The organism is Labrys sp. HAY1-8F (assembly GCF_056754975.1).
In genome coordinates this window covers 241,992-266,962 of the sequence record NZ_JBPGWZ010000001.1, presented here as the reverse complement: position 1 = coordinate 266,962, position 24,971 = coordinate 241,992, and the positions used below count along the sequence as shown (strand labels likewise).

Below are 24,971 nucleotides of genomic sequence, written 5' to 3'. Positions count from 1 at the left end.
ATCGTTGCCGTCTTGCGACGGCAGACAACTTCACCAATCAAGGGAGATGCGCCATGTTCAAAAAAGGCATGCGTTTGCTGGTCGCGGCCGCCGCCGTGACCCCATTGCTGATCGGCTCGGCCTCGGCGGCCGGCCTGATCTCGATCATCGTCACCGATCCGGCCAATCCATATTGGTACACGGAAGGCGAGGTTGCCAAGAAGACCGCCGAACAGCTCGGCTACACCGCCTCGGTTTCAGCCCATAAGGGCGACACCAACACCGAGAGCACGCTGGTCGATACCGCCATCACCAACAAATCCGCCGCCATCATCCTCGACCCGGCCAATGCCGATGGATCGGTCGGAGCGGTGAAGAAGGCCGTCGATGCAGGCATTCCGGTGTTCCTCGTCAATGCCGAGATCAACAAGGAAGGCCTCGCCAAGGCGCAGCTCGTCTCCAACAACGCGCAGGGCGCCGCCATCGGTGCCGAGCAATGGGTGAATTCGGTCGCCAAGTCGGGCAAATATGTCGAGCTGTTCGGCAACCCCGCCGACAACAACGCCGCCACCCGCTCCAACGGCTACGAAACCGTGCTGACGCAATATCCCGACCTGACCAAGGCCGCCAAGGAAGTGGCCAACTGGGATCGCGCCCAGGGCTACCAGAAGATGCAGTCCATGCTGCAGGCCCATCCTGACATCACCGGCGTGATCTCCGGCAATGACGAGATGGCGCTCGGCGCCATCGCGGCGCTGAAGGAGGCCGGCAAGCTCAGCAAGGTCAAGGTCGGCGGCTTCGACGGCTCGCCCGATGCGGTTGCCGCCATCAAGGCCGGCGAGCTGCAATATACCGTGCTGCAGCCGGTTGCGGTCTTCTCCAAGGAAGCGGTGGTCCAGGCCGACACCTTCATCAAAACAGGCAAGACCGGCGCAGCGACCGAAAAGCAGCTCTTCGACTGCATCCTGATCACCAAGGACAATGTCGACAAGTATGTTTCGGCCTTTACGCTCGCCAAATAATGACGAAGCCGGGATGGCCGTTGGCTATCCCGGCTTTCTTATGGGTCGGTGGCGCGTCCTTCCACAGCGGTGATTGCTGCAGGCAGGCATATTCCAGCACTTCGGGATATCCTGCCAGCGCTCAACCCGGAAACAGACCGACATGACATCGACGAGAGCCACGCAGGAAGACACGCTGGAACAGATCATCGCCGATCAGGTGCCGAGCGACAGCCGCCATGCTCGCCAGCTTGCCCGCCGCCAGCTCATCATGCAGGCGGTGATGGCTGAGGGCACCATGCGCATCGAGGAACTGGCCGAGCGCTTCGCCATCAGCCTGATGACCGTGCACCGCGACCTCGACGAGCTGATCAATCGCGGCCTGCTGCGCAAGTCGAGGGGCATCGTCTCGGCGACACCCACCAGCTTGGTTGAGTCGAGCGATGTCTATCGTTCCATGCGCGAGGCCGTGGAAAAGCGCGCCATCGCCCAGGTGGCGGCCCAATTCCTGGAAGCCGGCCAGGCCGTCTTCTTCGACGATTCCACCACCGTGCTGCAGATGGCCCCGCATATCGCAGCCCGCGTACCGCTGACGGCGATCACCAACTCGATCCCGCTGATGAACGAGTTGAAGGAGATGAGCGACGTGACGCTGCTCGGCCTCGGGGGACGCTACTACAATTGGTGCAACGCCTTCATGGGCCCGGCCACGACGGCCGAGATCCGCCGGCTGCGCGCCGACTGCGTCTTCCTGTCGATGTCGGCCATCACCGATGACATGGTGTTCCACCAATCCGCGGAGATGGTCGAGACCAAGCGGGCCATGTTCGACAGTGCGGCCAAGCGGATCCTGCTTGCCGACCACACCAAGTTCCAGCGTCGCGCCCTGCACGCCATGGGCACTCTGAGCGAGTTCGATGCCATCATCGTCGACGACGGCATGGCCCCGCTCCAGGTCGAATTGCTGCGCTCGCGCGGCATCAACATCGTGATCGCGCCGATCAAGCAGCGCTCACCCCACCCCGCGTGACGCGACGAGGCGTTTCGTCTCCGTCGGACATCGCGATTTCTGCAATATCCTTTCGAGACGGAGTGCCTGCCAATGCCCACCCTCATCGGAATCGACAACGGGCTGACGGTGACCAAGGCGGCCGTCTTCGATGAAAAAGGCGTGCTGCTCGCCGTGGCCCGCCGGCGCATTCCCCAGATCATTCCCCATCCCCACCATGTCGAACGCGACACGGTGGACCTGTGGCAGGCAACGGCCGAGGCCATCGCCGAGGCACTCGAAAAGGCCGGGCGTCCTGCCAGCGATGTCGCGGCGGTGGCCGCGACCGCCCATGGAGACGGCCTCTACCTTCTCGACGCGGAGCATCGTCCGCTCGGCCATGGCATTCTCTCGCTCGACAGCCGCGCGGCCGCCATCGTCGCCGAGTGGGACGGGGATGGCACCTCCTCCACCGCCCTTGCCCGCACCGGCCAGGTCGCGCATGCCTCGGCCCCCTCGGCACTGCTGGCCTGGATCAAGCGCCACGAACCCGAGCGCTTTGCCAGGATCGCCCATGTCCTGGCCTGCAAGGACTGGCTGCGCTTTTGCCTGACCGGAACGCTTGGCACGGATCTCACCGAGGCCAGCACATCGTTCACGGCGATGGAAAGCCAGGTCTATGAACCTGACATCCTGCCGATCTTCGGCCTCGAGGGCCTTGCCGGTGCCCTTCCCGCCGTTACCCGGCCCGATGAGATCATCGGCACGGTTTCGCAGGCCGCGGCCTCCGCGACCGGCCTGACGGCCGGAACCCCGGTGGTGGCCGGCGTGCATGACGTCGTCGCCTCGGCTCTCGGCATTGGCGGCCACCGCGAAGGCACCGTGGCGATCGTGGCGGGGACCTATTCCATCAACGAGACGATCGCCAGCACGCCGAAGACCGATATACGCTGGTTCTGCCGCAACGGCATCAAGCCGGGCGAATGGAACCATATGAGCATATCGCCGGCATCCGCCGCCAACTACGACTGGTTCCTGGATACGCTCTGCGCCGTCGAGCGACGCAGCGCGGAGGAGACAGGCGGCTCCATCCACGCCGCCATCGGCACCGAAATCGAGGCGGCACTCGCGCGGCCCTCCACCGTGCTCTTTCACCCCTATCTCTACGGTTCTCCCCATGGCGCGACCGCCAGCGCCGGCTTTCTCGGGCTCCGTGGCTGGCATGATCGCGGTGACATGCTGCGCGCCGTCATCGAAGGCATCGCCTTCAACCACCGAGTGCATGTCGACGCCCTGCGGGAAGGCTTTTCCCCCGGCACCATCAGCCTGACGGGCGGCATATCGAGGAAGCCGCTTTACGCCCAGATCTTCGCGGACGCTCTCGGCCTGCCCGTCACCGTGAACGAGACCGAGGAGGCCGCCGCCTGGGGCGCTGCCTTGTGCGCCGGCGCCGGAGCCGGCCTCTACGCATCGCCGACGGACGATCCCCGCGATCTCGCAGCTCTCGCCCGGCATTACCAGCCAGATCCCACGCGCAGCCGGCAGTTGCAGGAGCGTTATGCCCTGCATTGCGACATCGCCACGCAGCTTGCACCTCTCTGGCCGCGCATCGAGGCCCTCGCCTCGCAAGCAGCGTAGAGCAAAGTGCGATTCCGTTGAAACGCACTTTGCTCTAACTCTTTGTTTTGACGCGGTTTCTTAATCGAAAAGTCTATCAACTTTTCTAGAAAATGCTCTGGCGCGGCACCATCGGTATTTGACATGACCAAAGACATTGACGTTCTCATCCTCGGCGCCGGTATCAATGGAGCCGGCCTGTTTCGCGATCTCTGTGAGCAGGGCCTGACCTGCCTGATCGCCGACAAGGCTGATTTCGGCTCGGGCACCAGCGCCGCCCCGTCGCGGCTGATCCATGGCGGCATCAAATATCTGGAGACCGGGGAATTGCGCCTCGTCGCCCAGTCGACGCTGGAACGCAATCTCCTGCTGCGCAATGCGCCGCATCTGGTCGAGCCCCTGCCGACCGTGATCCCGATCTTCTCGTGGCTGCAGGGTATTCCGGCGGCGCTGCGTACATTGTTCGGCTCGACCACGGCTCCCCGCAACCGCGGCGCGGTGCTGATCAAGATCGGCTTGGCGCTCTACGATTTCTATGGCTCCCGCCACCGCGTCATGCCCCGGCATGCCTTGTGGTCCCGCCGGCGCACGCTGAGCGAAATCGCGCCGATGACGCCGAAGATCGTCGCCGCCGGCACCTATTACGACGCCAAGGTCACCTGCCCGGAGCGGCTGGTGCTGGAGTTGCTGCAGGATGGCACGGCAGCCAATCCAGCCTCAGAGGCCCTGAACTATACGAACATGATCTCGGCCGAGAACGACCTCATAGGCCTGCGCACACCGGATGGCGGGGAGCGAACCGTTCGCCCACGGATCGTCGTCAATGCGGCCGGCCCTTGGATCGATCACGTCAACCAGGCTCTCGGTTCACCCACCCGGCTGATCGGCGGCACCAAGGGCTCCCATATCCTGCTCGACCATCCCGAGTTGATCGCGGCGCTCAAGGGACGGATGATCTATTTCGAGGCCAATGACGGACGTATCTGCCTGGTCTACGACTATCTCGGCCGAGCACTGGTCGGCTCGACCGACATTCGCGCTGACGATCCCGACACGGTTTGCTGCGACGACGAAGAGATCGACTATTTCCTCAAGAGTCTGCGCGATCTGTTGCCTGGCCTTGCCTTTTCGCGTGACCAGATCGTCTACGCCTATTCTGGCATCCGCCCCCTGCCCGCCTCGGGCAGTACGGCCGCCGGGCTGATCAGCCGCGACCATTCGGCCCCCGTGCTCGAACCCGCCGATGATCGTCCCTACCCGGTCATCTCGTTGGTGGGCGGCAAATGGACGACCTTTCGCGGCTTTGCCGAAGAGGTCTGCGATCTCGTCTTGGGGCGTCTTGGCCATAATCGCCGCCTGAATACGCGGGCCCTTCCGATCGGCGGCGGACGCGACTATCCGACGGAACCAGCCGCACGTGCCAATTGGATCGAGCACACAGCAAAGGCGACGGGTGCATCCGCCATGCGCACCACCGAGTTGCTCGGGCGTTATGGCACGACGGCACGAGCAATCCTCGCCCATGAGGGCCCGCAGGCACAGCGCCTGACGGACACCAACAGCTATTCTCTAAGCGAAATCGACTGGATTGCGCGCTACGAAAAAGTCATTGAACTCGAGGACATCGTGATGCGGCGTAGCACGCTCGCCATCACGGGCCGTCTGAGCGAACGTGATCTGGCAGCGATTGCGGACATTGCAGCTGAAGCCCTCGGATGGAGCGCAGAGCGACGGAATGTACAATTCGCCAAAACGCGAGATCTTCTTGCAGCGCGCCATCGCATCCAATGGGAAAAATCGCATCCTTGAACGGGGCGTCGATCGGCTCCCGGGGAGAGTGGCAATCGCATCGTCATAGTCGAGCGCTTCCTCGTTCTCGGGGCCGCGGCTGCGCGGATGGCCAACCCGTTTATGACTATGTGGTTCACGCCTCCGAAGGACGGAGACAACTTGTAGGAGGCTTTCGCAGGAAAGAACCCGTCAGATAGCGGCAGATCCTCCGCCCATGAGCGCTAACTTTGTGTGGTGGCACCAGATTTGGAGGGTCGATCTCCAGATCGACCATCTTGGAAATGTCGAGCCAGATAGAGGACAAAGGTGGTCGATCTCGCTCCATCAATTGATGGAGCTGTGGAGATCGACCCTCCACGCTACCCGCGCCTCTGGCCGCAAAGTTAGCGCCTAGGGATCCTCCGCCTGCGCCCGCAGGCCTACTCCGCGATCCTGGTCAAATAAGATGCTATCGACTGCGGTGCCGGGATCACCGCGACAATCTTCATCTGCGCAATATTGCGGTTCTTCGCTTCTTCGAGGTGAGCATCGAACATCGCAGCCGCGGCGTCGATGGCGCCGCGCGTCAGCAATTCGACGATCAGGCGATATTCGGCAATGGCGATACGATCACGCGGCAGGCCTAATTGGCGCAACAGGCGCTCCGAGGCCACGACCGGCAACAGATTGTCCCGTATCAGGTCGCGCAGCCTTTCGTTCGGGGTGGCCATCACGCAGGTCTCGACCAGCTTCGTCTCCAGATCCTCCCACTCGACCAGGTCGGCATCCGATTCGGTTCTTTCGGCCTCGGACAAACTGTCGAGAAGCGCCGTCAATCTCGCGCGATCGATGCGCGGCGCCGCCGACACCAGGGCAGGAGGTTCGAGGATGCGCCGCAACGCAAAGCGGTCCTTGATCGATTTTGCCGTGAGCGGGCCGGCGATCCAATGGGAGCTCTGGTTCTTATGCACCAGTCCCCTTTCCTGCAGGCGCCCGAGCACGTCGCGCACCACGGTGCGGCTGACATGGAAGTGATCCGCCAGCTCGATCTCGATGATGCGATATTGCCCGAATACGACACAGGCCGCGACATCCGCCTCGATGGAATCGTAGATGCGTTCCCAGGTCGACCGGCTTTGCAACGCCTCGTCGATGGCCTCGGGTACCACCAGACCCAGGGTCTTGATATCGGCGCGCACCGGCGCGATGCGCCGTCCCGGCGCCCCGACGAGATAGCCGCGCCCATCGAAGCGATGGATGAGCTGCTCTGCCTCCAGGCGCAGCAGCGCCCTCTGAACCGGGGCACGCGACGTCTGAAAGATCTCGGCGATCGGCCCCTCGAGCAGGACCAGCCCCCGTGGCAGCAGCCCGTCGGCGATATTGGTACGCAAGACGTCTTCGACAATTTCGTAGCGCCGCTGGGCGGTCTGGCGAGGCTTGGACAATGGCATGCCGTAAACGGACCTCCTTGCGGGCGTCATCGCAGACCGCCGCTCGAACTGCCCGTGTCTAACGCGTTTGACACAACCTGTCCTATATTCGAATAAATGATCTTTGAATACCATAGTTCAATTTTTCTTAGGGAGAGTCCATTTTCATCGATTTCCCGCGAAATTTATTGCAAATTCCACCCCTTGGCACTTCCACCCTCCTCCAGCTTCCGCGCCGCCCTTGCCATCCACCATCTTTGCCAAACGAAACATGCGCTGTCGAAAGACGCAAAAAATCTCGCTTAAATAGCCAATTTCCTATAAGAATTGCGCAAACTTCGACCACCTCTCGTCAAGGATCCAAATTTCGGATCCGCTCGTATTTTAAGCACTCGCTGCACAAAAAAGATTGTTGCATACAAAAATCGATTGCACTAAGATCCAAGCACTCATTGCCGCAGAAGCAATGCAGAGGCGAACTGAATTAAGAAATCTGATTGATATTATGTTGGGCGCAAACGTATTGCGACCAATTAATATTTATCACCTTAAATTATGCTGCCGACGATTCATGCTGTTCTCAGGAATTGCAAGGTATTGGTGTGGCCTAATATGTTCTGGGAGGCTCGTTTGGCAGATGTACTTCGTCTCTCCGGCGTCAGGAAGTCGTATGGCGACCTGCAAGCGCTGGACGGTATCGACCTCGCCATCCCCGACAATACCTATGTATCGCTTCTGGGGCCTAGCGGTTCGGGCAAAACGACGCTCCTGCGCGTGATCGCCGGTTTCGAAGACCCTGACCAGGGCAGCGTTGCCCTCGGTGGCCGCCCCGTCGACAATGTCCAGGCCCATCGGCGTGGCATCGGCTTCGTCTTCCAGAACTTCGCCCTGTTCCCTCATCTTTCCGTTGCCGGGAACATCGCCTACGGCCTTGAAAACCGCGAAGTCGCCGTACTGACCGATCGCGCCGCCATTCGCCGCAAGGTCGGGGAGATGATCGAACTGGTCGGCCTGGCCGGCCTGGAGGATCGCGGCGTTGCCCAGATCTCAGGCGGTCAGCGCCAACGCGTGGCATTGGCGCGCACGCTCGTGACCGAACCGCGCCTGGTGCTGCTCGACGAGCCGCTGGGCGCCCTCGATGCCAATCTGCGGGCCCGGATGCGGGCGGAGCTCAGGAGCATCCGCGAGCGCCTCGGCGTCACCTTCCTGCATGTCACCGGCAGTGAATCCGAAGCGCTGGCGATGGGCGACATCGTATTGGTGCTCGACCGCGGCCGTATCGCCCAGTCGGCGGATGCCGACACGATCTATAACCGCCCGGCCGCGCCTTCGGTCGCGCGTTTCCTCAATTGCTACAATCTGTTCGAAGGGGCGATCTCGGGCGAGGACTTTGTCGGGCCTGCGGGCAGCTTCCCGATTGAGGGAAGCACGCGCCTCGCAGGCGGGAAAACCGCCTATGCCGTCCGCTATGACCGCATTCAGGTGCGCCCGACATCGTCGGCCATGACGAGCGACGAAGTGGGCGTCGAGGCTGCCTTCATCGCCAGCGAGTATAGCGGCGCGGCCGTGAACTCCTTCTTCGCGCTCGATAGCGGCCAGGTGGTGGAGGTGGAGACCCATCTCAGCCATCGCCCCCCCGCCGACTACGCGCCGCAGGAACGCTACGGCCTCGTCTGGAAGCGCGACCTTGCGCTCCTCTTTGCGTGAGCAACGCCCATGTCCCTTGCTGACCCTCGACCCGGAACGGAGATCGACTGGATGACGACGCCTCCCGGCAGCGAAGCGGCGGCTCCGCAGGCTGCATCGCCGCGCAGGTCCCGCAACAAGACAATGTGGCTGCTGGCTCCAGGCGTCGCCTGGATGGTGCTCTTCCTGCTCGTCCCCATCCTGATGATGGTCTATGTCTCGTTCTGGACGCAGACCACCTTCAAGATCGAGCCCATCCTCACTACCAAGAGCTGGGCCACCTTCTTCACGAGCGATACCTATCTCCAGGCCCTCTGGACCACGATCCGCATCTGGCTGACGGTACTGGTCGCAACCCTGGTGGTGGGCTACCCCACGGCCCTCTTCGTCGGCCTTTTCGTGCGCAACAAGGCGCTGCAGACGACGCTCCTGGTGCTGTGCGTCATCCCGTTCTGGACTTCATTCCTGATCCGCGTCCTTGCCTGGCGCCCGATGCTGGGCAAGGAGGGCGCCATCAACCTGATCCTGCTCAAGGCCGGCATCATCACGCAGCCGATCGAGGCCCTGCTCTTCTCCGACCTGTCGGTGGTGATCGGCATGACGCAGATCTACTGCGTCTTCATGGTCGGCCCGATCGCCTTCATGCTCGGCCGGATCGACCCGAACGTGATCGAGGCGGCGCGCGATCTCGGCGCCGGCTTCTGGCGCATCTTCCGCACCATCATCCTGCCTCTGTCCATGCCCGGCGTGATCGTCGGCTCGATCTTCGTCTCGGTGATGGTGCTGGGCGAATTCGCCACCTCCACGGCCCTGTCGGGACGCAAGGTCAACCTCCTCGGCAACATCATCGTCACCCAGGTCGGTTCACTCAAATGGGCCTTTGCCGCCGTGGTCGGCGTGATCCTGACGATCGTCATGGGAGCCGTAGTCGCCGCCCTGCTGCGCGTCGTCGATCTCAGGAAGGAGCTCTGAGCCATGCAGGCACGCGGCGTCAAACCGGTCCTGGCCATCTATACGGCTCTGTTCCTCTTGTTTCTCTATGGCCCCTTCGTCGTGCTGGCGATCCTGTCCTTCCAGACCGGACCGGAAGGCGGGCCGCAATTCCCGATCATCGAATGGTCGACCTACTGGTACCAGCATCTCTTCGGCCTGACACCGCCCTCCCGCATCGCCCCGCTGCCGATCGAAGAGAGCCTGGGACGTTCGGTCGTCCTTGCCATCATGACGATGGTGGTCTCGACCGTCCTGGGCGTGACGTCCGCGCAGGCCTTCCGCAAAAAATTCCGAGGCTCGGGCATCGCCTTCTATCTGATCGTCCTTGGCATGATGGTGCCCGGCGTGCTGGTCGGCCTCGGTATGGCGCTGGTGGCGAACGTCCTCGGCATCGACCGGCACTGGTGGGGCACGGCCTTCGTCCTCCACGTCGTCTACACCTATCCGTTCGCCTTCCTCGTCATGCTGGCGATCTTCAACCGCTTCGACCAGAGCGTCGAGGAAGCCTCCTGGTCCCTTGGCGTCTCGCCGATCCGCACATTCCGGAAGGTGACGTTCCCGTTGATCTTCCCAGGCGTCCTGTCGGCGATGCTGTTCGCCTTCACCCTTTCCTATGACGAGTTCTCACGCACGCTCTTCGCCTCGGGGCGCGACCTCACTTTGCCGCTGGCGATCTACGGCACGTTCTCGGTCGAGATCCATCCCAATGTCTTCGCCTTCGGCGTGCTGACCACCCTGTTCTCGTTCGCCCTGCTCGCGGTCTACGCGATCCTGATGGGCCTGTCGGTCCGGCGCGGCCGACGCGTCGCCATCCAGGAGGACGCATGATACCCAATCGGAAAACCGCCATCGTCACGGGCGCGGGTTCGGGTATCGGCAGGGCCATCGCCGAACGTCTCGCGGCGGACGGCTATGGCGTGCTCGTCAACGATCTGGTGCTGGATCGCGCGCAGGCCATCGCCGAGGCCATCCAGGCGGTTGGCGGGAGGGCGGTCGCCGCAGCCGGCGATGTTTCCAGCGAGGCTGATGTCGCGACCATCGCCACGGCGGCCAAAACGCATCTCGGCCCGGTGGACCTGCTCGTCAACAATGCCGGCCACGTCCATCAATGCCTGTTCGAACAGCTCGAACCCGGTGATTTCGATCGCATGTTTGCCGTGCATGTGCGCGGCACCTTCCTGATGATACGGGCCGTGTTGCCGGCGATGCTGGAGACGGGATCGGGCATCATCATCAATGTCGCATCCCAGCTCGGCCAGATCGGCGGGATCGAACTCGCCCATTATTCCGGTGCCAAGGCCGCCGTGATCGGCATGACCAAATCGCTTGCCCGCGAAGTGTCGAGCCGCGGCGTGCGGGTCAATGCCGTCGCACCGGGGCCGATCAACACGCCGCTGGTGAGAGCGCTCTCGGATGACTGGAAGGAGCGCAAGGCCAGGGAGTTGCCGCTCGGCCGCTTCGGCGAACCTGAAGAGGTGGCAGCCACCGTCGCCTTCCTCGCCTCCCCGGCCGCCAGCCTCTTCGTCGGCCAGACGCTCGGGCCCAATTCCGGCGACGTGATGTTGTGAACGAGCAGAGGGAGAAGATAGCACCATGACGAAGGCACGCATCGTCCTGATCACCGGCGGAGGCATCGGCATCGGCTGCGCCAGCGCAAAGGCCTTCGCCGCGCTCGGCGACCATGTGGTGGTCACCGACATTCTGGAAGCGGAAGGCAAGGCTGTCGTCGAGGAGATCAAGGCCGCCGGCGGCTCGGCCGAATTCGCGCCGCTCGACGTTCGTTCCACCGACAAGGCCGACGCCCTCGTCGCCGATGTGGAGGCTCGTCACGGCGGCATCGATGTCGTCGTCGCCAATGCCGGTATCGCCCACCGCGTGCCGCTCGCCAGGCTCGATGACGACAAATGGGACCTGACCTTCGATATCGACCTCAAGGGCATCTTCCGCGTGGCGCGGGCAGCGCTGCCCGGCATGCGCGCCCGCAGATCCGGCGCCATCGTCGCGCTCTCCTCGATCATGGGCGTCGCCTATGGCTGGGACGAGCATGTGCATTACTCCTCGGCCAAGGCCGGTGTCGTCGGCTTGGTGCGGGGCCTCGCCGTCGAGGTCGCCCGCGACGGAGTGCGGGTCAATGGCGTGGCACCCGGGTACATCCGCACCGCCCAGCTCCTCTCCAAGGAGCATTCCCTCGGTCCCGAGGGCGCGGAGGCCGCCGGTGCCTTCATTCCCATGGGCCGTATCGGCGAGCCAGAAGAGATCGCCGACGTGATCGTTTTCCTATCCTCTTCCAGCGCTCGCTACCTCACGGGCCAGACGCTGGTGGTCGATGGCGGCCTGCTGGTGGGTCGCTACTGAAACAAAAGCAAATAACCAGAACCGGAGAAGGAACGATGTCTGACCGAAGCGAGATGACGCGCCGCTCTTTGTTGAAGCGATCCGCGGGAATGATGGCCCTGGCACTGGGCGGCGGCACGCCGTTCCTCTCCTCCCGGGCCGCCTGGGCGCAAGGTACTGGCCTGGCGAGCCAGAGCCTGCGCACGATCGGCCTGTCCGTGACGGTGCAGGAACGCATCCTGGCCGAGTTCAAGGCCGCCTCCGGCGTGGGCACGACCTCGGGCACGGCCGCGACCTTCCCCGATGCCCAGACCAAGATCCTGTCGGGTTCGAAGGACTATGATTGCTGGGAAGTGATCGCCGAACGCCTGCCATCGGTGGTGATGACCAACAATGTCGCGCCGATAGCCGCCTCGTCGCTGAAGAACTGGGCCAATATCCGCGATACTTTCACCAAGCCGAGCGACAAGTGGGATCCCAAGGCCCAGATCACCGGCCAGATCTGGCAGGACGATGCCCATAGCCAGCTCTGGATGGTGCCGGCCGTCTATAATTACGACTCCATCGGCTATAATCCGGACGTGCTGTCGGATGAGGAGGCCAACACCTGGGCGGCGATCTTCGATCCCAAATGGAAGGGCAAGTCCGGCCTCAACACCGACCCCCTGATCGCCTTCGGGCAGGCCGTGATGGCCATGAACTCGCTGGGCCTGTCGGCCGTCAAGAACCCCGGCAATCCCTCGGAAGCCGAGATCGACGAGGCTGCGAAATTCCTGGTTTCGAAGAAGAAGGATGGGCAGTTCCGTGCGCTCTGGGGTGATTTCGGCGAGCTCGTCAATCTCCTCGCTTCCGGCGAGATGGTGGTGTGCGACGCCTGGCAGCCGGCCGTGATGGCGGTCAAGGCCCAGGGCAAGGCCTGCAAATATGCCCGCCCGAAGGAAGGCTATCGCGCCTGGGCGATCGGCCCCTCGCTCATCGCCGGTTCCACCAACAAGGAAGCCGTTGCCGCCTATGCCGATTACTGGCTTTCGGGAAAGCCCGGCATCACCGTTTCCGAACAGGGCTATTACTCGCCGACGACCAACATCAAGAGCGAGATGGCACCGGAAAAATACGCATTCTGGTACGAAGGCAAGCCCTGGGTCGGCGCAGCCGAGCGCGGCATCAAGGAAGGTGACCTGCGCGACGGCGGCAGCCTGACGGAGCGGGCCGCCAACGTCGCCTATTGGCACCAATGGCCGGATGCCTATGACCATCTCATTCAGAAATGGGACGAGTTCCTGAACGCCTGATCACGATCCGGGCGGAAAGTGCGCTTTTCCGCCCGCCTCCCCTGCCATTCCCGCGGAGCACGAAGCGATGATCCACGATCTCGAACTCATCAAGGTCGGCAAGGTCTATGACAACGGCACGCCCGCCGTCGCCGGTTTCGACCTGGCCGTCGCCAAGGGAGAGTTCATCGCCTTTCTGGGACCTTCCGGCTGCGGCAAGACGACAACCTTGCGCATGATCGCCGGCTTCGAATCCATCTCGTCCGGCAACATGCTGATCAGGGGAACGCGCATCAACGACGTGCCGCCAGAACGGCGCCCGACATCGATGATCTTCCAGAACTACGCGCTCTTCCCCCATATGACCGTACGCCGCAATATCGGCTATGGCCTCGAGGTCAAGGGACTGGCGAAAGCCGAGCGCGACGCGAAGGTCGATCGCATCCTGGACACGCTCGGCCTCGAGGATGTCGCCGACAAGCGTCCCGACAAGCTCTCCGGCGGCCAACGCCAGCGTATCGCTTTGGCGCGCGGCCTCGTCGTCGAACCCGATATCCTCTTGCTGGACGAACCGCTGGGTGCGCTCGACGCCAATCTGCGCAAAGCGATCCAGAACGAATTGAAGCTCCTGCAGAAAAGGCTGGGTGTCACCTTCGTTTTCGTCACGCATGCCCAATCCGAGGCCTTGGCTCTTTCCGATCGCATCGTGGTGATGAACCAGGGACGCGTCGAACAGATCAGCCCGCCGCACCAACTCTATACAAGGCCGAACACACCCTTCGTGGCGCAGTTCATCGGCCGCAACACCATTCTCGACGGCTCCATTGGCGGTGTCGAGGACGGGCGCGTGGTGGTCGATACCCCGCTTGGAATCCTGCGCGGCACGGCGAACGGCAGGCTGGCCAATGGCAGTGCCGCCAAGATCGTCGTCCCGGCCGAAGCCATAGAAGTTCGTTCGGCCTCGGATGGGCGCGTCACCGAGATGGGCAATACCATCGCCGCGACCGTCCGTCGCCTCGATGTCGTCGGGCACATCTCGCATCTGTCCGTCGAGCTTCCGGGAGGCCGGGCGATCTCCCTGGAAGCGCATGTCGAAAAATACCCGCCGGGCCTCTTCGCTCCCGGCGGTGAAGTCGTGCTGGCCTGGAATGCCGCCGAGGCCACCGTCATTCCAGCCGCCTGACAGACCACCTTTTCAAGAGACATCGATTTCAACATGAAATGAGGAGACCTCACCCCATGGCAAAGGAAATACTCTGCGGCTTCGGCGTCGACGTCGATGCGGTCGCTGGCTGGCTCGGTTCCTATGGCGGCGAGGATTCGCCGGACGACATCTCGCGCGGCCTTTTCGCCGGCGAGGTCGGCTCGCCCCGCCTGGTCAAGCTGTTCGAACGCTTCGGCATCAAGACGACCTGGTTCATCCCCGGTCATTCGATCGAGACCTTTCCCGAGCAGATGCAGGCCGTCGCCGACGCCGGCCATGAAATCGGCATCCATGGCTACACCCATGAAAACCCGATTGCGATGACGCGCGAACAGGAGATCGAGATTCTCGACAAATGCATCGATCTCGTCACCAAGCTCTCCGGCAAGCGTCCTACCGGCTATGTGGCACCGTGGTGGGAATTTTCCAACGTCACCAATGAGTTGCTGCTCGAGCGCGGCATCAAATACGACCATTCTCTCATGCACAACGACTTCACGCCCTATTATGTGCGCGTCGGCGATTCCTGGACCAAGATCGATTATTCCGGCAAGCCGAAGGACTGGATGGTGCCGCTGAAGCGGGGGCATGAAACCGACCTGATCGAAATCCCGGCTTCCTGGTATCTCGACGATCTGCCCCCGATGATGTTCATCAAGAAGGCGCCCAACAGTCACGGCTTCGTCAACCCGCACGATATCGAGCAGCTCTGGCGCGACCAGTTCGACTGGGTCTATCGCGAGATGGATTATGCCGTCTTCCCGATCACCATCCATCCCGACGTCTCGGGCCGCCCGCAGGTCCTGATGATGCTGGAGCGCCTCTATGCGCATATGGCCAAGCATCCCGGCGTCAAGTTCGTCACCATGAACGAAATGGCCGACGATTTCGCCCGCCGCTTCCCGCGCAAGAAGTGACGAGGGAGGCCGGGTCCCCTATCGTGGGCCCGGCCATCAATACTGTCGGGAAAGGGCTACAGCCCTTTCAAGTCGAAAAAATGCGCCGCAACGGGAAGATCTGCATGTGTTCGCTCTGCGGCATTCTGGGTGGCAATGAGCACTGGGCCGATGCGGTGGCCCGGCCGGGCGTCTTCACGCGCAATGGCGACAGAATCGATCGCCGCCGTGAGCGCATGAACCGCGTGCGCATTGCCTGCCAGGTTCTGGAACCCTTCGGCATGACCCTCTCCGATTGGCAGGGCGCTTCCTTCCTGCTGTCGACGAAAACCGGCAAGACCGAGATCATCGACGATCTCGGCCATCTGTGGCCCGCGGCCGAAAGGCTGGCCCGGCGCGCCTGCGATCCGCTCTCCCTGCCGGTGATCGAGGCCATGGAGAAGCGCCATGGCGGATGACGTCCCGGCCTTCACCCCGGTCCACCTCCTCACCGGCTTCCTCGGTTCGGGCAAGACGACGTTGTTGCGGCGGCTGCTGTCGGACCCGGCCATGGCGCGCACGGCCGTGCTGATCAACGAATTCGGTGAAATCGGGCTCGACCACCATCTACTCGAACCCATCGACGAGACCATGGTGCTGCTGCCGTCGGGGTGCTTGTGCTGCACGATACGCGGCGAACTGGCCCAGGCGATCCGCGATATCCATGCCAAGCGGGCGCGTGGCGACATTCCACCCTTCGACCGGCTGGTGATTGAAAGCACCGGCCTGGCCGATCCCTTCCCGATCCTGTCGACCATCAAGGCAGATCCCGTCCTGCGGCATCATTTCCGGCCGGGCACGGTGATTGCAACGGTGGATGCGGTGAACGGCCAGTTCCAGCTCGAGAACCACGTTGAGTCGACACGCCAGGCTGCGATCGCCGACCGGCTCGTGCTCACCAAGACCGATATCGCCGACGAAGTGACAATTGCCCGGCTCCTCGATCGACTTCGGCGCTTCAATCCGGATGCACCGATCCTGCAGTCGGCCGAGCGGGATTTCGACGCCCCGGCTCTGTTCAGTCAAAATGACTTCGCTGCTGCAGGCCAACCGGAGCGCTCGACCCGCGAATGGTTCCGCCAGACCTTTCAAAGCGACGATCCGCTCACCCCCGAAACAATCAGCCAGCCCGGGCACGAACATGGTTCAGGCGACCGTACGCGGCATGGCGAGCGTATCCGCTCCTTCGTGGTCACGGTCGATGAACCGCTCGACTGGACGGCCTTCGGCATCTGGCTGACCATGCTCCTCAACCGGCATGGCGATCGCATCCTGCGGGTGAAGGGCATGCTCAACCTTGCGGGCGAGAGTGCCCCGGTGGCAATCCACGGGGTGCAGCATCTGGTGCATACACCCGTGCATATGCAGGCCTGGCCCGATGGCGATCGACGCTCGCGCATCGTTTTCATCGTGGATGACCTCGATTCCAGCTTGATCCGGCGCTCCCTGGCAGCCTTCAACAGATTGGCGGCTCCAGTGTCGCAACAATCATGAGCAAGCGATTTCGAATGCCATTGTCTCAGCTCCGTTATCCGAGCTCCCCATGAAGGGGGCAGCATCGGAAGAAAAGTTCTCGGCACCCGCCTTGCATCTCACGGAACGGCCGACCCTGCGGGTATTGGGAACCGAGATTTCGCATCTGGAGGAACTGCGCCTCAGGGCAGAAGCCGATCTGGGGATCAACGTCGTCTTCGATACCCAGGACTTCATCACCACCCAGCACAAGGCGGCGGCGGAGCCGGGCAGCTATGATGTCTATGACCAGTGTTTCCACAACCTCGACATCGTCTGGTATTGGCGCGCCATCCAACCCATCGATCTCACGCGCATCCCGCTCTGGGGCGAAATCACCGACCTGACCAAGACAGGTCGGCTCGATCCAGGGGCCCGCGTCGGTTTCGGTGATGCCCCCGTGACCAAGCTCTTCGTCCAGCCCAACCGTGCCTTGGGCCCGACGCCGTCGCGCTGGCTTTCGATGCTGCCGACCACCCATAATTTCGATTCCTTCGCTTTCCGACCAGATCTCGCCAATGGCGATGCCGAGCAGATCGTCTCCTGGGGTGCCCTGCTCGACGAGCACTGGCATGGCAAGGCAGCTCTGGTCGATGAGCCGGCGATCGGTGTTTTCGACGCGGCTCTCGCCGCCCAATCGCTGGGATTGATGAGCTTCGAGGATATCGGCAACATGTCGACCGAGGAGATCGACACTCTGCTGGGCATCCTGATCGAACGGCGCAAGGCCGGCTTTTTCGCCGGTTTCTGGAAGACCGCGGCGGAAGCCGCCGGCCTGATGCGCGATGGCGGTGTCGTCATCCAGAGCATGTGGTCCCCCGGCATCACCGCCCTGCGCCATTGCAACGTGCCGGTCATGGAGGCCGTGCCCCGCGAAGGCTATCGAGCCTGGCACGGCGGCCTGTGCCTTTCGAGCAACCTATCGGGGCGCATGCTCGACGTCGCCTATGACTATCTGAACTGGTGGCTGTCCGGCTGGCCAGGCGCGGTGATGGCCCGCCAGGGCTATTACATGTCCATCCCCGCCCGCGTTCGGGCTTATCTGACACCAGACGAGTGGGCCTACTGGTATGAGGGCCTGCCGACACAGACTGAGTTGCCCGGTCCGGACGGAACCATCACCATCAAGGCCGAATCCGTGCGCGATGGTGGATCCTACCGCCAGCGCGCCAATTCGATCGCCGTTTGGAACACGACGATGGACGAGCACAATTATCTGGTGCGGCGGTGGTCGCGATTGGTAACCGCCAATTAGTATCCGCTGTCATGCATAGAAAAACGTCTCGATCAGATCGAATTAACTGCGATGACTCTGTCGTAAAGGTGGCCGGGTCCCAATGACTGGTCCGGTTTGAATGTTAGTGCAGGGTCTGTTTGATCCGCGCCCATTTGTTGGACCGCCTGAGGCTAGGGTTTCCGGCCTCTTTCACGGTGGCGGGCTGGCGGCACCACCGGAGTTCTGCAACGGGATCGGGGTCTTATGGCCTATCGCGGGACGCCGGTGGGAAGCCGTCGTGCTATGGCGGCTGCGCGGCAAAGTGGCCTCCATATGTCGCCAAGGCTGGCGAGAAAATGGGCGAAGGCTGGGCAGCCGTAAAGCGGGCGGATGGTTCACTGCAATGGAGCTATGACGGCAAACCAGTCTATTTCTACGCGCCAGACAAGAAGAAGGGCGACAAGACCGGCGACGGCATCGGCGGTGTCTGGCACGTTATCAGCGAATAGTTGATCCGGCGAAGCAGATTAGCCGACCTCTCCCCACGCCGTAACGGAGCCGAATTGGCCCCAACTACGTAAATTCCGTTCGTAATCTCAAATCCAAGACCGAGAAAGACGATCGTGCCTTTTTTCAAGCAGCCAAAATATCAAGCTGTTTGGGAGGAAACCTAGAGGCGGAAGAGGGCAAGATTTCAGGTACCCAAGTGGAAGGCCCGAACATTATCTACAGGGTCGCTTGTCGAGCCTCACGGCGCTTGCTGAGAAAGGCCCTTCCACCTGGCATCCGATAGGCAACCTTCGCCGCTTTTCGCACGGATCCTTCGCGCAAAGTTTTGCTCCCGCCATGGTCAAACGCGCGCTCTATTTGAAGGACGGCTTCCGTCGGTGCCAGCCGCCAGCCCCCCTTGTTGCCCCATACCAAGCAGGATGCCGGATTGTCGAAATCCCGCGCCAACAGGCATTGCTGCAATTTGGTCCGAGATTCTGGAGCGGGAAGACCAGGTAACCGGTCAGTCCGGCTTTAGCCGTGTGCCGCTGCTCCCATCGAAAAGATGCAGGGCATCCCCCTCGCCCCTTACGGAAACCCTATCCCCCACTTTCACGGCGCTGTGACGCGGAAATTCGACCGTAATCATCCGGTCACTGCCATGATCGAGATAACCGAAAGTCTGTCCGCCGAGACGTTCGACCATGGTCAATTCGCCGGTGAACCAAGCCTGGGAAGCATCGCAGGGTGAAAGGTCTTCCGCCCTAATGCCGAGGATGACCGACGCTCCGGGAGCCAGCGACAGCCATGGCAGGACAATTTTGGCGCTACCGACCGAGAGCTCGCCATCACCATTCAGCTGCAGCTCCACAGTATTCATGGTCGGACTGCCGATAAAGCGCGCGACAAACAGACTTGCCGGATGGTGATAAAGTTCGAGCGGAGGGCCGACCTGTTCCATGCGGCCCGCATTCATCACCACGATACGGTCGGCCAGGGTCATCGCCTCGACCTGGTCATGCGTGACATAGACCGTGGTTGCCTGGATGCGACGGTGGAGCTTTGCGATCTCAAGGCGCATCTCCACCCGCAAGCCAGCGTCAAGATTTGAAAGCGGTTCGTCAAACAGGAAAGCCTGAGGATCGCGAACGATGGCCCGCCCCATGGCGACACGCTGACGTTGCCCTCCCGACAATTGCCCCGGTCGACGCTCCAACAAGGGTGCCAGTTTCAGGGTTTCAGCGGCCTGTCTCACGCGCTGGTCGATCATTTGCGGGTTCTGGTCGCGCATGCGCAGCCCAAATCCCATGTTCTCGGCGACCGTCATATGCGGATAGAGCGCGTAATCCTGGAATACCATGGCGATGTTGCGCTCTGCGGGCGTAAGCGCATTCACCACCCTGTCCCCGATGCGCATCTCTCCACCGGTGATCTCTTCGAGCCCGGCGACCATGCGCAGCAAGGTGGATTTGCCGCAACCCGAAGGACCGACCAGTACAAGGAATTCGCCCTCGGCGATATCGAGGTCGACACCATGGATCACCGTATGGGTGCCGTAAGATTTGCGAATATCCCTGAGACCAATGCCCGCCATTGCGTTTTCCCCCGATACTGCCTGCGACAAGCGAGGCCATTCCAGCTCTTGACCTAATTATCAATATCAATAATGATAATTGCAAGAGGTATGCGAACACTCTCAAGATGGCGCCAGCACAAGGGGGAGACATGAGCGAGCGGCCAGCATCTCGGCGTTTCAACCCGGCATTGCGCGCCAAGGGCGGCCGGCCGGGCCCTGTCGCCCGCTCGGCGATCGCCTTCGACGCCCTCAAGCACGACATCATGCTCGGCGAACTCGCTCCCGGCGAACCCCTGGTGGAACTGGAACTTGCCGCCCGTTTCGGCTGCAGCCAGGGCACGGTGCGGGAGGCCCTGCTGCAGCTTCAGGAGGAAGGGCTGGTGCACCGGCGCGGCCATCGCGGCACGCAGGTCTCAGACTGCACGGCGGACGAAGCCGTTGAGATGTTCCGCGTCCGCAAGCAGATCGAATGTGCCGGCGTGCTGCGCGCCTTGCGCAACCCCAGCCGCGGCCTGCTTTCCGATCTGAAGGCACTGGTCGAGGCCATGGAGGAGGCCGCGCGGGAGGATGACGAGATGGGGCTCGCCGCCTTCGACCGCGACTTCCACCGCCGTCTATTCCACGATGCAGACCTGCCCGCCCTGGATCCGATCCTGCATCGCTGCCTGATCCACAACCACCGCTTCAAGATTTCGCGCACGCAAGGCCAGCGCGATCTCGTGCTGACAGCCCAGCGTCATCGGCCGCTGGTAGGCGCAATCGAGGCCGGCAACAGCGCCGCGGCCGTGACCTCTCTCGAGCATCATATCGCGACCATCGTCGATTTCGGGCCCAACGTTTTTCCTGGAGCGGGGCAATGAATGCCCCTATCCCCGATACGGCGGTCGAACAGCTGCCCGGCCAGCTCGATCAGGAACTGGCACGCCTCCTGGCCGCCATTGACGATGAAATCGGCCCGCAGCCGGATACGACGCTGCTACCGCCGGCAGAGGGTCGGGCCCTTGCCGCGCAACTCAACCAGCGTTGGAACCGCGATCTGCCGGCAATGGCCTTTACGGGCGACTTCGTCGTTCCTGCGGATCCGACATTCTCGTCAGCCGATTGCCGCGTCAAGGTGCTTATCCCACCGGAGGCGGGAGCCGGTGCACTGATCTTCGTCCATGGCGGCGGCTTTGCCTTCTGCAGCCCGCAGACCCATGAGCGTTGCGCCCGGGTTCTTGCCATCGAGACCGGCCTGCCCGTTCTCCTGCCCGATTACCGCCTGGCCCCGGAACATCCCTTCCCGGCGGGGCTGCACGACGTGATCGCCTGTATCGGCCGCGTTTTCGATCACACCGTTGCACTCGGCATCCGTCCAGGTCCGCTGCTGCTGGCGGGCGACTCGGCCGGCGCCAATCTGGCGCTCGCCGCCATGCTTCATCGCCAGGCCGACGGACGCAGCCTGCCCGACGGTGCCCTGCTCTTCTACGGCGTCTACGACGCTGATTTCGAGACACCCTCCTATCGACGTTTTGCCGACGGTCCTGGCCTGACCACGGCGCGGATGCAGCGCTATTGGAACTGGTATCTGCCCGCCCCGAAGGCACGCCAGACGGTGCTCGCCTCGCCCCTTCATGCCAGTGACGAGGCATTACGTGGTCTGCCGCCCCTCTTCCTTCTGGCCGCGGAGATCGATCCGCTCTTGTCCGACACGCTCAACCTGGCGGCGCGCCTGCGATCGGTGGGGCGGCAGGCCGACATACACATCGTCAAGGGTGTGACGCACGGATTTTTGCAGATGAGCGCCGGGCTGAGCGCGGCCCGCAACGCCCTCAAGACCGCGGCCCAAGCGGCAAAGTCAATGATCAAGCCGGCGTGAACCGGCACCAAAAACACATTCTTCGGGAGGAAATGATGAGGACAGGACTGAAGAAAATGCTGAAGGCGCTCGGTGTCGCCTGTGCCCTGAGCGCCAGCATGATGCTCGGGGCGGCCAAGGCGCAGACCGTGCGCTTCTGGTATCATTTCGATAATCCGGCCAACCCGATGGATGACCTCATCAAGAAATTCGAGGCGGCCAATCCCGGCATCAAGGTCGAAGCCGAAAACGTGCCGTGGAACTCCTATTACGACAATCTCTACACGGCGATCGTCGGCGGCAATGCGCCCGACGCCGCCATGGTGAAGCTGTTCGCCCAGCCCCGCCTCGTCGAGATGGGAGCCCTGGAGCCGATCGGCGAACGCATCGATGCCTGGCCCGGCAAGGCGGACCTGCTCGACAATCTCCTCAATCTCAACAAGGGACCGGACGGCAAGCAATATTACCTGCCGATCCAATATGTCGTTCTCTATCTTTACTATCGCGCCGACCTGTTCAAGGCCGCCGGCCTGGAACCGCCCAAGACCTGCGACGAATTCCGCGAGGACGCCAAGAAGCTCACCAAGGCGCCGGACACCTATGGCTTCGGCCTGCGCGGCGGCAAGGGCGGCTGGGACCAGTGGGGCACCTTCGTCTTTTCCAAGGGCGCCAAGCTCGAGCCGGGCGGCCTGACCACGCCGGAGGCGATTGCCGCCAACAAATGGCTGGTCGACATGTTCCGGGAGGACAAGTCGATTCCGCCCTCTGCGCCGAATGACGGCTTCCAGGAAATCATTGCGGCCTTCAAGGCCGGAAAGACCGCGATGACCATCCACCATGTCGGCTCGTCCAACGACCTCGTCAAAGCCCTGGGCGACAAGGTTTCGGCGGTGCCTGCTCCAGCCTGCAACGGCAAGCAGTGGACCTCCTATGGCGATGAATCGCTGGCGCTCTTCTCTTCCTCGCAGGTGAAGGACGCTGCCTGGAAATGGATCTCCTTCCTGGCGGAGGGACAGAACAATGTCGAGTTCAACAAGGCCACGGGCCAGATGACGGTGACCAAGTCGGGTTCGGCCAACTGGACACTGCACCAGCGGCGCTTCGTGGATGTCACCGTGCAGTCGCTGCCCTTCGCCTCGGTGCTGCCGCAGACCCCAGCCACGACCGAATTCGTCAACACGGCCTGGCAGACCAACATGCAGCAGGCCCTGACGGGCGCGGCGACGCCCGAGCAGATGATGCAGCAATTACAGACGCTGTTTGCAAACTAGGCAATGTGCCGGACTTTCTGTCCATCGTGCAGAAGGTCCTCTTTTTCTCCCACTACGACGCCAGGCCATGTCGCTGCATTCCTCCACCTCCCAGCTCGATCGGGAATTCGCGGTCCGCCTGCGGGCGCGTCTAATGCCTTATGCCCTGTTGGCGCCGGCTCTGCTGGTGGTGTTCGTCGTCGTCTTTGTCCCGATGATCGAGGCCATCTACACGAGCCTGTTCGATCTCGTGCTGTGGAAGCCCAATGCCGCCAGATTCGTCGGCTTCGGTAACTACATCAAATTGTTTGCCGACCCGGTGTTCTGGACCGCACTCTGGCACACCGTGGTCTGGATCGGCCTCACGGTACCGCTGCAGATGGGGCTCGGCCTGATGACCGCCCTGCTGCTCAATCGAGACTTTCCATGGCGGGGTCTGGCCCGCGCGATGATCATCATCCCCTGGGCGCTGCCGAGCGTGGTCATCGCCTTGATGTGGCGCTGGATCTACGACCCCAACACCGGCGTGCTCAATGACATGCTGCTCAGCGTGCACCTGATCCAGAGTGCGGTACCCTGGCTCGCCGATCCCAATGTCGCGCTCTACGCCGTGATCGCCACGCTCACCTGGCAGGGCTTCCCCTTCTTTGCCGTGATGATCCTCGCCGGCCTGCAGGGCATTCCACGCAGCCAGTACGAGGCTGCATCCATCGACGGTGCCACGCCCTGGCGTCAGTTCGTCAACGTCACCCTGCCCGGGATTGCACCCGTCCTGGCGACGGCCGGGCTCCTTCGCGTGATCTGGGTCGCCAACTCCATGGACGTCATCTTCGTGATGACGGGCGGCGGTCCCGGCTACGCGACGCACACATTGCCGCTCTACGCTTTCATCAAGGCCCGCCAAAATCTCGATTTCGGCTACGGCACGGCGATAGCGGTGACCTTCACCGTCCTCCTTGGAGCCTTCGTCGCCATCTACATCATCCGCACCATGAAGGAGGTCGAGCGATGAACAAACCATCGACCCTCCGGCGCATCCTGACGACCGACCTGCCGGTGGCGGCGATCGTGCTCTTCGCGCTCGGGCCTTTCGCCTGGATGATCCTGACCTCGCTCACACCGTCCGAGCGCATCGCGGCAAGCGGGGTTTCGCTCTCGCCCATCGGCTGGAGCTTCGACAATTACATCCGCCTGTTCGAGCAGACCTCCTTCCTCGGCAATATGGGCCACAGCCTGATCATCGCACTCGGCACGGTGGTCGTCGGCCTCGGCGTCTCGGTCACCGCCGCCTATGCCTTCTCGCGCTTCCGTTTCCTCGGCCGCCGGGCGATCATGCTGCAATTCCTGCTGGTGAACATGTTCCCGGTGGTGCTGCTGATCCTGCCGCTTTTCGTGCTGATGCGCCGGCTCGGCCTGCTCGACACCCATCTCAGCCTGATCCTGGCCAACGCGACCGTCGCCATTCCCTTCGCGGTGTGGATGCTGACGAGCTATGTGGCAGCCATTCCCAGAAGTCTCGACGAGGCGGCGATGATCGACGGCTGCTCGCGCCTGGCGGCGCTGCGCCGAGTGATATTGCCGCTTGCCATGCCAGGCATCATCTCCACCGGCATCTATATCTTCATCACCGCCTGGAACGAGTACCTCTATGCGCTCACTTTGGGCGGCAAGAATGTGCGCACGGTGACCGTGGCGATCCAGACCCTGATCGGCGAATACCAGATCGAATGGGGGCTGCTCGCCGCCGGCGGCGTGGTCGGTGCCCTGCCTGCGACGCTGCTCTTCCTCATCGTGCAGAAACGCCTGGTCGGCGGCCTGACCCAAGGAGCGGTGAAGGGATGATGAAGCCAACGCCGCGCCTGCCATCTGCAAACCGTGAAATG

At 62.5% G+C, this 24,971-nt stretch carries 23 protein-coding genes; 21 read left to right on the top strand and 2 right to left on the bottom strand.

All coding sequences use genetic code 11. The annotated features are described in order from the left end of the window. Positions 1-53 precede the first annotated feature (53 nt). The 4 genes from ACR9ZN_RS01255 (at position 54) to ACR9ZN_RS01240 (ending at position 5,394) form a co-directional block, all read left to right on the top strand. Positions 54-1,001: a D-ribose ABC transporter substrate-binding protein gene (locus ACR9ZN_RS01255; protein ID WP_454818497.1), complete on the top strand. Its 948-nt coding sequence runs from the start codon at positions 54-56 to the stop codon at positions 999-1,001. Between the two features lie 142 nt (positions 1,002-1,143). After that, positions 1,144-2,010, top strand: coding sequence for a DeoR/GlpR family DNA-binding transcription regulator (locus tag ACR9ZN_RS01250; protein ID WP_434961158.1), 867 nt, complete (start codon positions 1,144-1,146; stop codon positions 2,008-2,010). A gap of 72 nt (positions 2,011-2,082) precedes the next feature. Beyond that, complete coding sequence (locus tag ACR9ZN_RS01245; protein ID WP_481271099.1) at positions 2,083-3,606, top strand: FGGY-family carbohydrate kinase; 1,524 nt, start codon at positions 2,083-2,085, stop codon at positions 3,604-3,606. Positions 3,607-3,729: 123 nt separating this feature from the next. Continuing rightward, positions 3,730-5,394 carry a glycerol-3-phosphate dehydrogenase/oxidase gene (locus tag ACR9ZN_RS01240; protein WP_481271098.1) on the top strand — a complete coding sequence of 555 codons (1,665 nt, stop codon included), beginning with the start codon at positions 3,730-3,732 and terminating at the stop codon, positions 5,392-5,394. Positions 5,395-5,795: 401 nt separating this feature from the next. On the opposite strand, the gene ACR9ZN_RS01235 is transcribed toward ACR9ZN_RS01240, so the two are convergent. Next, the gene (locus ACR9ZN_RS01235; protein WP_454818503.1) at positions 5,796-6,806 is read right to left on the bottom strand and encodes a GntR family transcriptional regulator; all 1,011 of its coding nucleotides are present in this window, start codon (positions 6,804-6,806) and stop codon (positions 5,796-5,798) included. Positions 6,807-7,415: 609 nt separating this feature from the next. On the opposite strand from ACR9ZN_RS01235, the gene ACR9ZN_RS01230 reads away from it, so the two are divergent. The 12 genes from ACR9ZN_RS01230 to ACR9ZN_RS01175 all read left to right on the top strand — a co-directional run bounded on the left by ACR9ZN_RS01230 (position 7,416) and on the right by ACR9ZN_RS01175 (position 18,445). Further along, the gene (locus ACR9ZN_RS01230; protein ID WP_454818505.1) at positions 7,416-8,492 is read left to right on the top strand and encodes an ABC transporter ATP-binding protein; all 1,077 of its coding nucleotides are present in this window, start codon (positions 7,416-7,418) and stop codon (positions 8,490-8,492) included. A gap of 51 nt (positions 8,493-8,543) precedes the next feature. After that, positions 8,544-9,443, top strand: coding sequence for an ABC transporter permease (locus ACR9ZN_RS01225; protein ID WP_481271097.1), 900 nt, complete (start codon positions 8,544-8,546; stop codon positions 9,441-9,443). 3 nt (positions 9,444-9,446) lie between these two features. Continuing rightward, positions 9,447-10,292 (top strand): ABC transporter permease, encoded by an 846-nt coding sequence (locus ACR9ZN_RS01220; RefSeq protein ID WP_454818509.1) that lies wholly within the window; start codon positions 9,447-9,449, stop codon positions 10,290-10,292. Beyond that, complete coding sequence (locus ACR9ZN_RS01215; protein ID WP_454818511.1) at positions 10,289-11,032, top strand: SDR family NAD(P)-dependent oxidoreductase; 744 nt, start codon at positions 10,289-10,291, stop codon at positions 11,030-11,032. Before ACR9ZN_RS01220 ends, ACR9ZN_RS01215 begins: the two co-directional genes overlap by 4 nt. Positions 11,033-11,057: 25 nt before the next feature. Continuing rightward, complete coding sequence (locus ACR9ZN_RS01210) at positions 11,058-11,819, top strand: SDR family NAD(P)-dependent oxidoreductase (RefSeq protein ID WP_481271095.1); 762 nt, start codon at positions 11,058-11,060, stop codon at positions 11,817-11,819. A 35-nt stretch (positions 11,820-11,854) separates the two neighbouring features. Further along, positions 11,855-13,090 (top strand): ABC transporter substrate-binding protein, encoded by a 1,236-nt coding sequence (locus tag ACR9ZN_RS01205; RefSeq protein ID WP_481271094.1) that lies wholly within the window; start codon positions 11,855-11,857, stop codon positions 13,088-13,090. A gap of 67 nt (positions 13,091-13,157) precedes the next feature. Next, positions 13,158-14,252 (top strand): ABC transporter ATP-binding protein, encoded by a 1,095-nt coding sequence (locus ACR9ZN_RS01200; protein WP_434961168.1) that lies wholly within the window; start codon positions 13,158-13,160, stop codon positions 14,250-14,252. Between the two features lie 56 nt (positions 14,253-14,308). Then, positions 14,309-15,190: a polysaccharide deacetylase family protein gene (locus tag ACR9ZN_RS01195; protein WP_105865590.1), complete on the top strand. Its 882-nt coding sequence runs from the start codon at positions 14,309-14,311 to the stop codon at positions 15,188-15,190. Between the two features lie 104 nt (positions 15,191-15,294). After that, positions 15,295-15,627, top strand: coding sequence for a hypothetical protein (locus tag ACR9ZN_RS01190; RefSeq protein ID WP_441774361.1), 333 nt, complete (start codon positions 15,295-15,297; stop codon positions 15,625-15,627). Further along, positions 15,617-16,702 (top strand): CobW family GTP-binding protein, encoded by a 1,086-nt coding sequence (locus ACR9ZN_RS01185; RefSeq protein WP_454818520.1) that lies wholly within the window; start codon positions 15,617-15,619, stop codon positions 16,700-16,702. Before ACR9ZN_RS01190 ends, ACR9ZN_RS01185 begins: the two co-directional genes overlap by 11 nt. Positions 16,703-16,751: 49 nt before the next feature. Then, a complete protein-coding gene (locus ACR9ZN_RS01180; protein WP_481271092.1) occupies positions 16,752-17,975 on the top strand; it encodes an ABC transporter substrate-binding protein in 1,224 nt (407 codons plus the stop codon). Between the two features lie 317 nt (positions 17,976-18,292). Beyond that, a complete protein-coding gene (locus tag ACR9ZN_RS01175) occupies positions 18,293-18,445 on the top strand; it encodes a COG4315 family predicted lipoprotein (RefSeq protein ID WP_454818524.1) in 153 nt (50 codons plus the stop codon). Positions 18,446-18,948: 503 nt separating this feature from the next. On the opposite strand, the gene ACR9ZN_RS01170 is transcribed toward ACR9ZN_RS01175, so the two are convergent. Continuing rightward, entirely contained in the window at positions 18,949-20,019 is a 1,071-nt protein-coding gene (locus ACR9ZN_RS01170; RefSeq protein ID WP_454818526.1) for an ABC transporter ATP-binding protein, read from the bottom strand. A 131-nt stretch (positions 20,020-20,150) separates the two neighbouring features. On the opposite strand from ACR9ZN_RS01170, the gene ACR9ZN_RS01165 reads away from it, so the two are divergent. From ACR9ZN_RS01165 to ACR9ZN_RS01145, 5 genes are all read left to right on the top strand, one after another. Further along, entirely contained in the window at positions 20,151-20,861 is a 711-nt protein-coding gene (locus tag ACR9ZN_RS01165; RefSeq protein WP_454818528.1) for a GntR family transcriptional regulator, read from the top strand. Further along, a complete protein-coding gene (locus tag ACR9ZN_RS01160) occupies positions 20,858-21,859 on the top strand; it encodes an alpha/beta hydrolase (RefSeq protein ID WP_481271091.1) in 1,002 nt (333 codons plus the stop codon). The genes ACR9ZN_RS01165 and ACR9ZN_RS01160 overlap by 4 nt, the downstream gene beginning before the upstream one ends. 32 nt (positions 21,860-21,891) lie before the next feature. Further along, the gene (locus ACR9ZN_RS01155) at positions 21,892-23,109 is read left to right on the top strand and encodes an ABC transporter substrate-binding protein (protein ID WP_434961176.1); all 1,218 of its coding nucleotides are present in this window, start codon (positions 21,892-21,894) and stop codon (positions 23,107-23,109) included. A 67-nt stretch (positions 23,110-23,176) separates the two neighbouring features. After that, complete coding sequence (locus tag ACR9ZN_RS01150) at positions 23,177-24,100, top strand: carbohydrate ABC transporter permease (protein ID WP_441774368.1); 924 nt, start codon at positions 23,177-23,179, stop codon at positions 24,098-24,100. Beyond that, on the top strand, positions 24,097-24,930 hold the full coding sequence (locus tag ACR9ZN_RS01145; RefSeq protein ID WP_441774369.1) for a carbohydrate ABC transporter permease: 834 nt from the start codon (positions 24,097-24,099) through the stop codon (positions 24,928-24,930). The genes ACR9ZN_RS01150 and ACR9ZN_RS01145 overlap by 4 nt, the downstream gene beginning before the upstream one ends. Positions 24,931-24,971 lie beyond the last annotated feature (41 nt).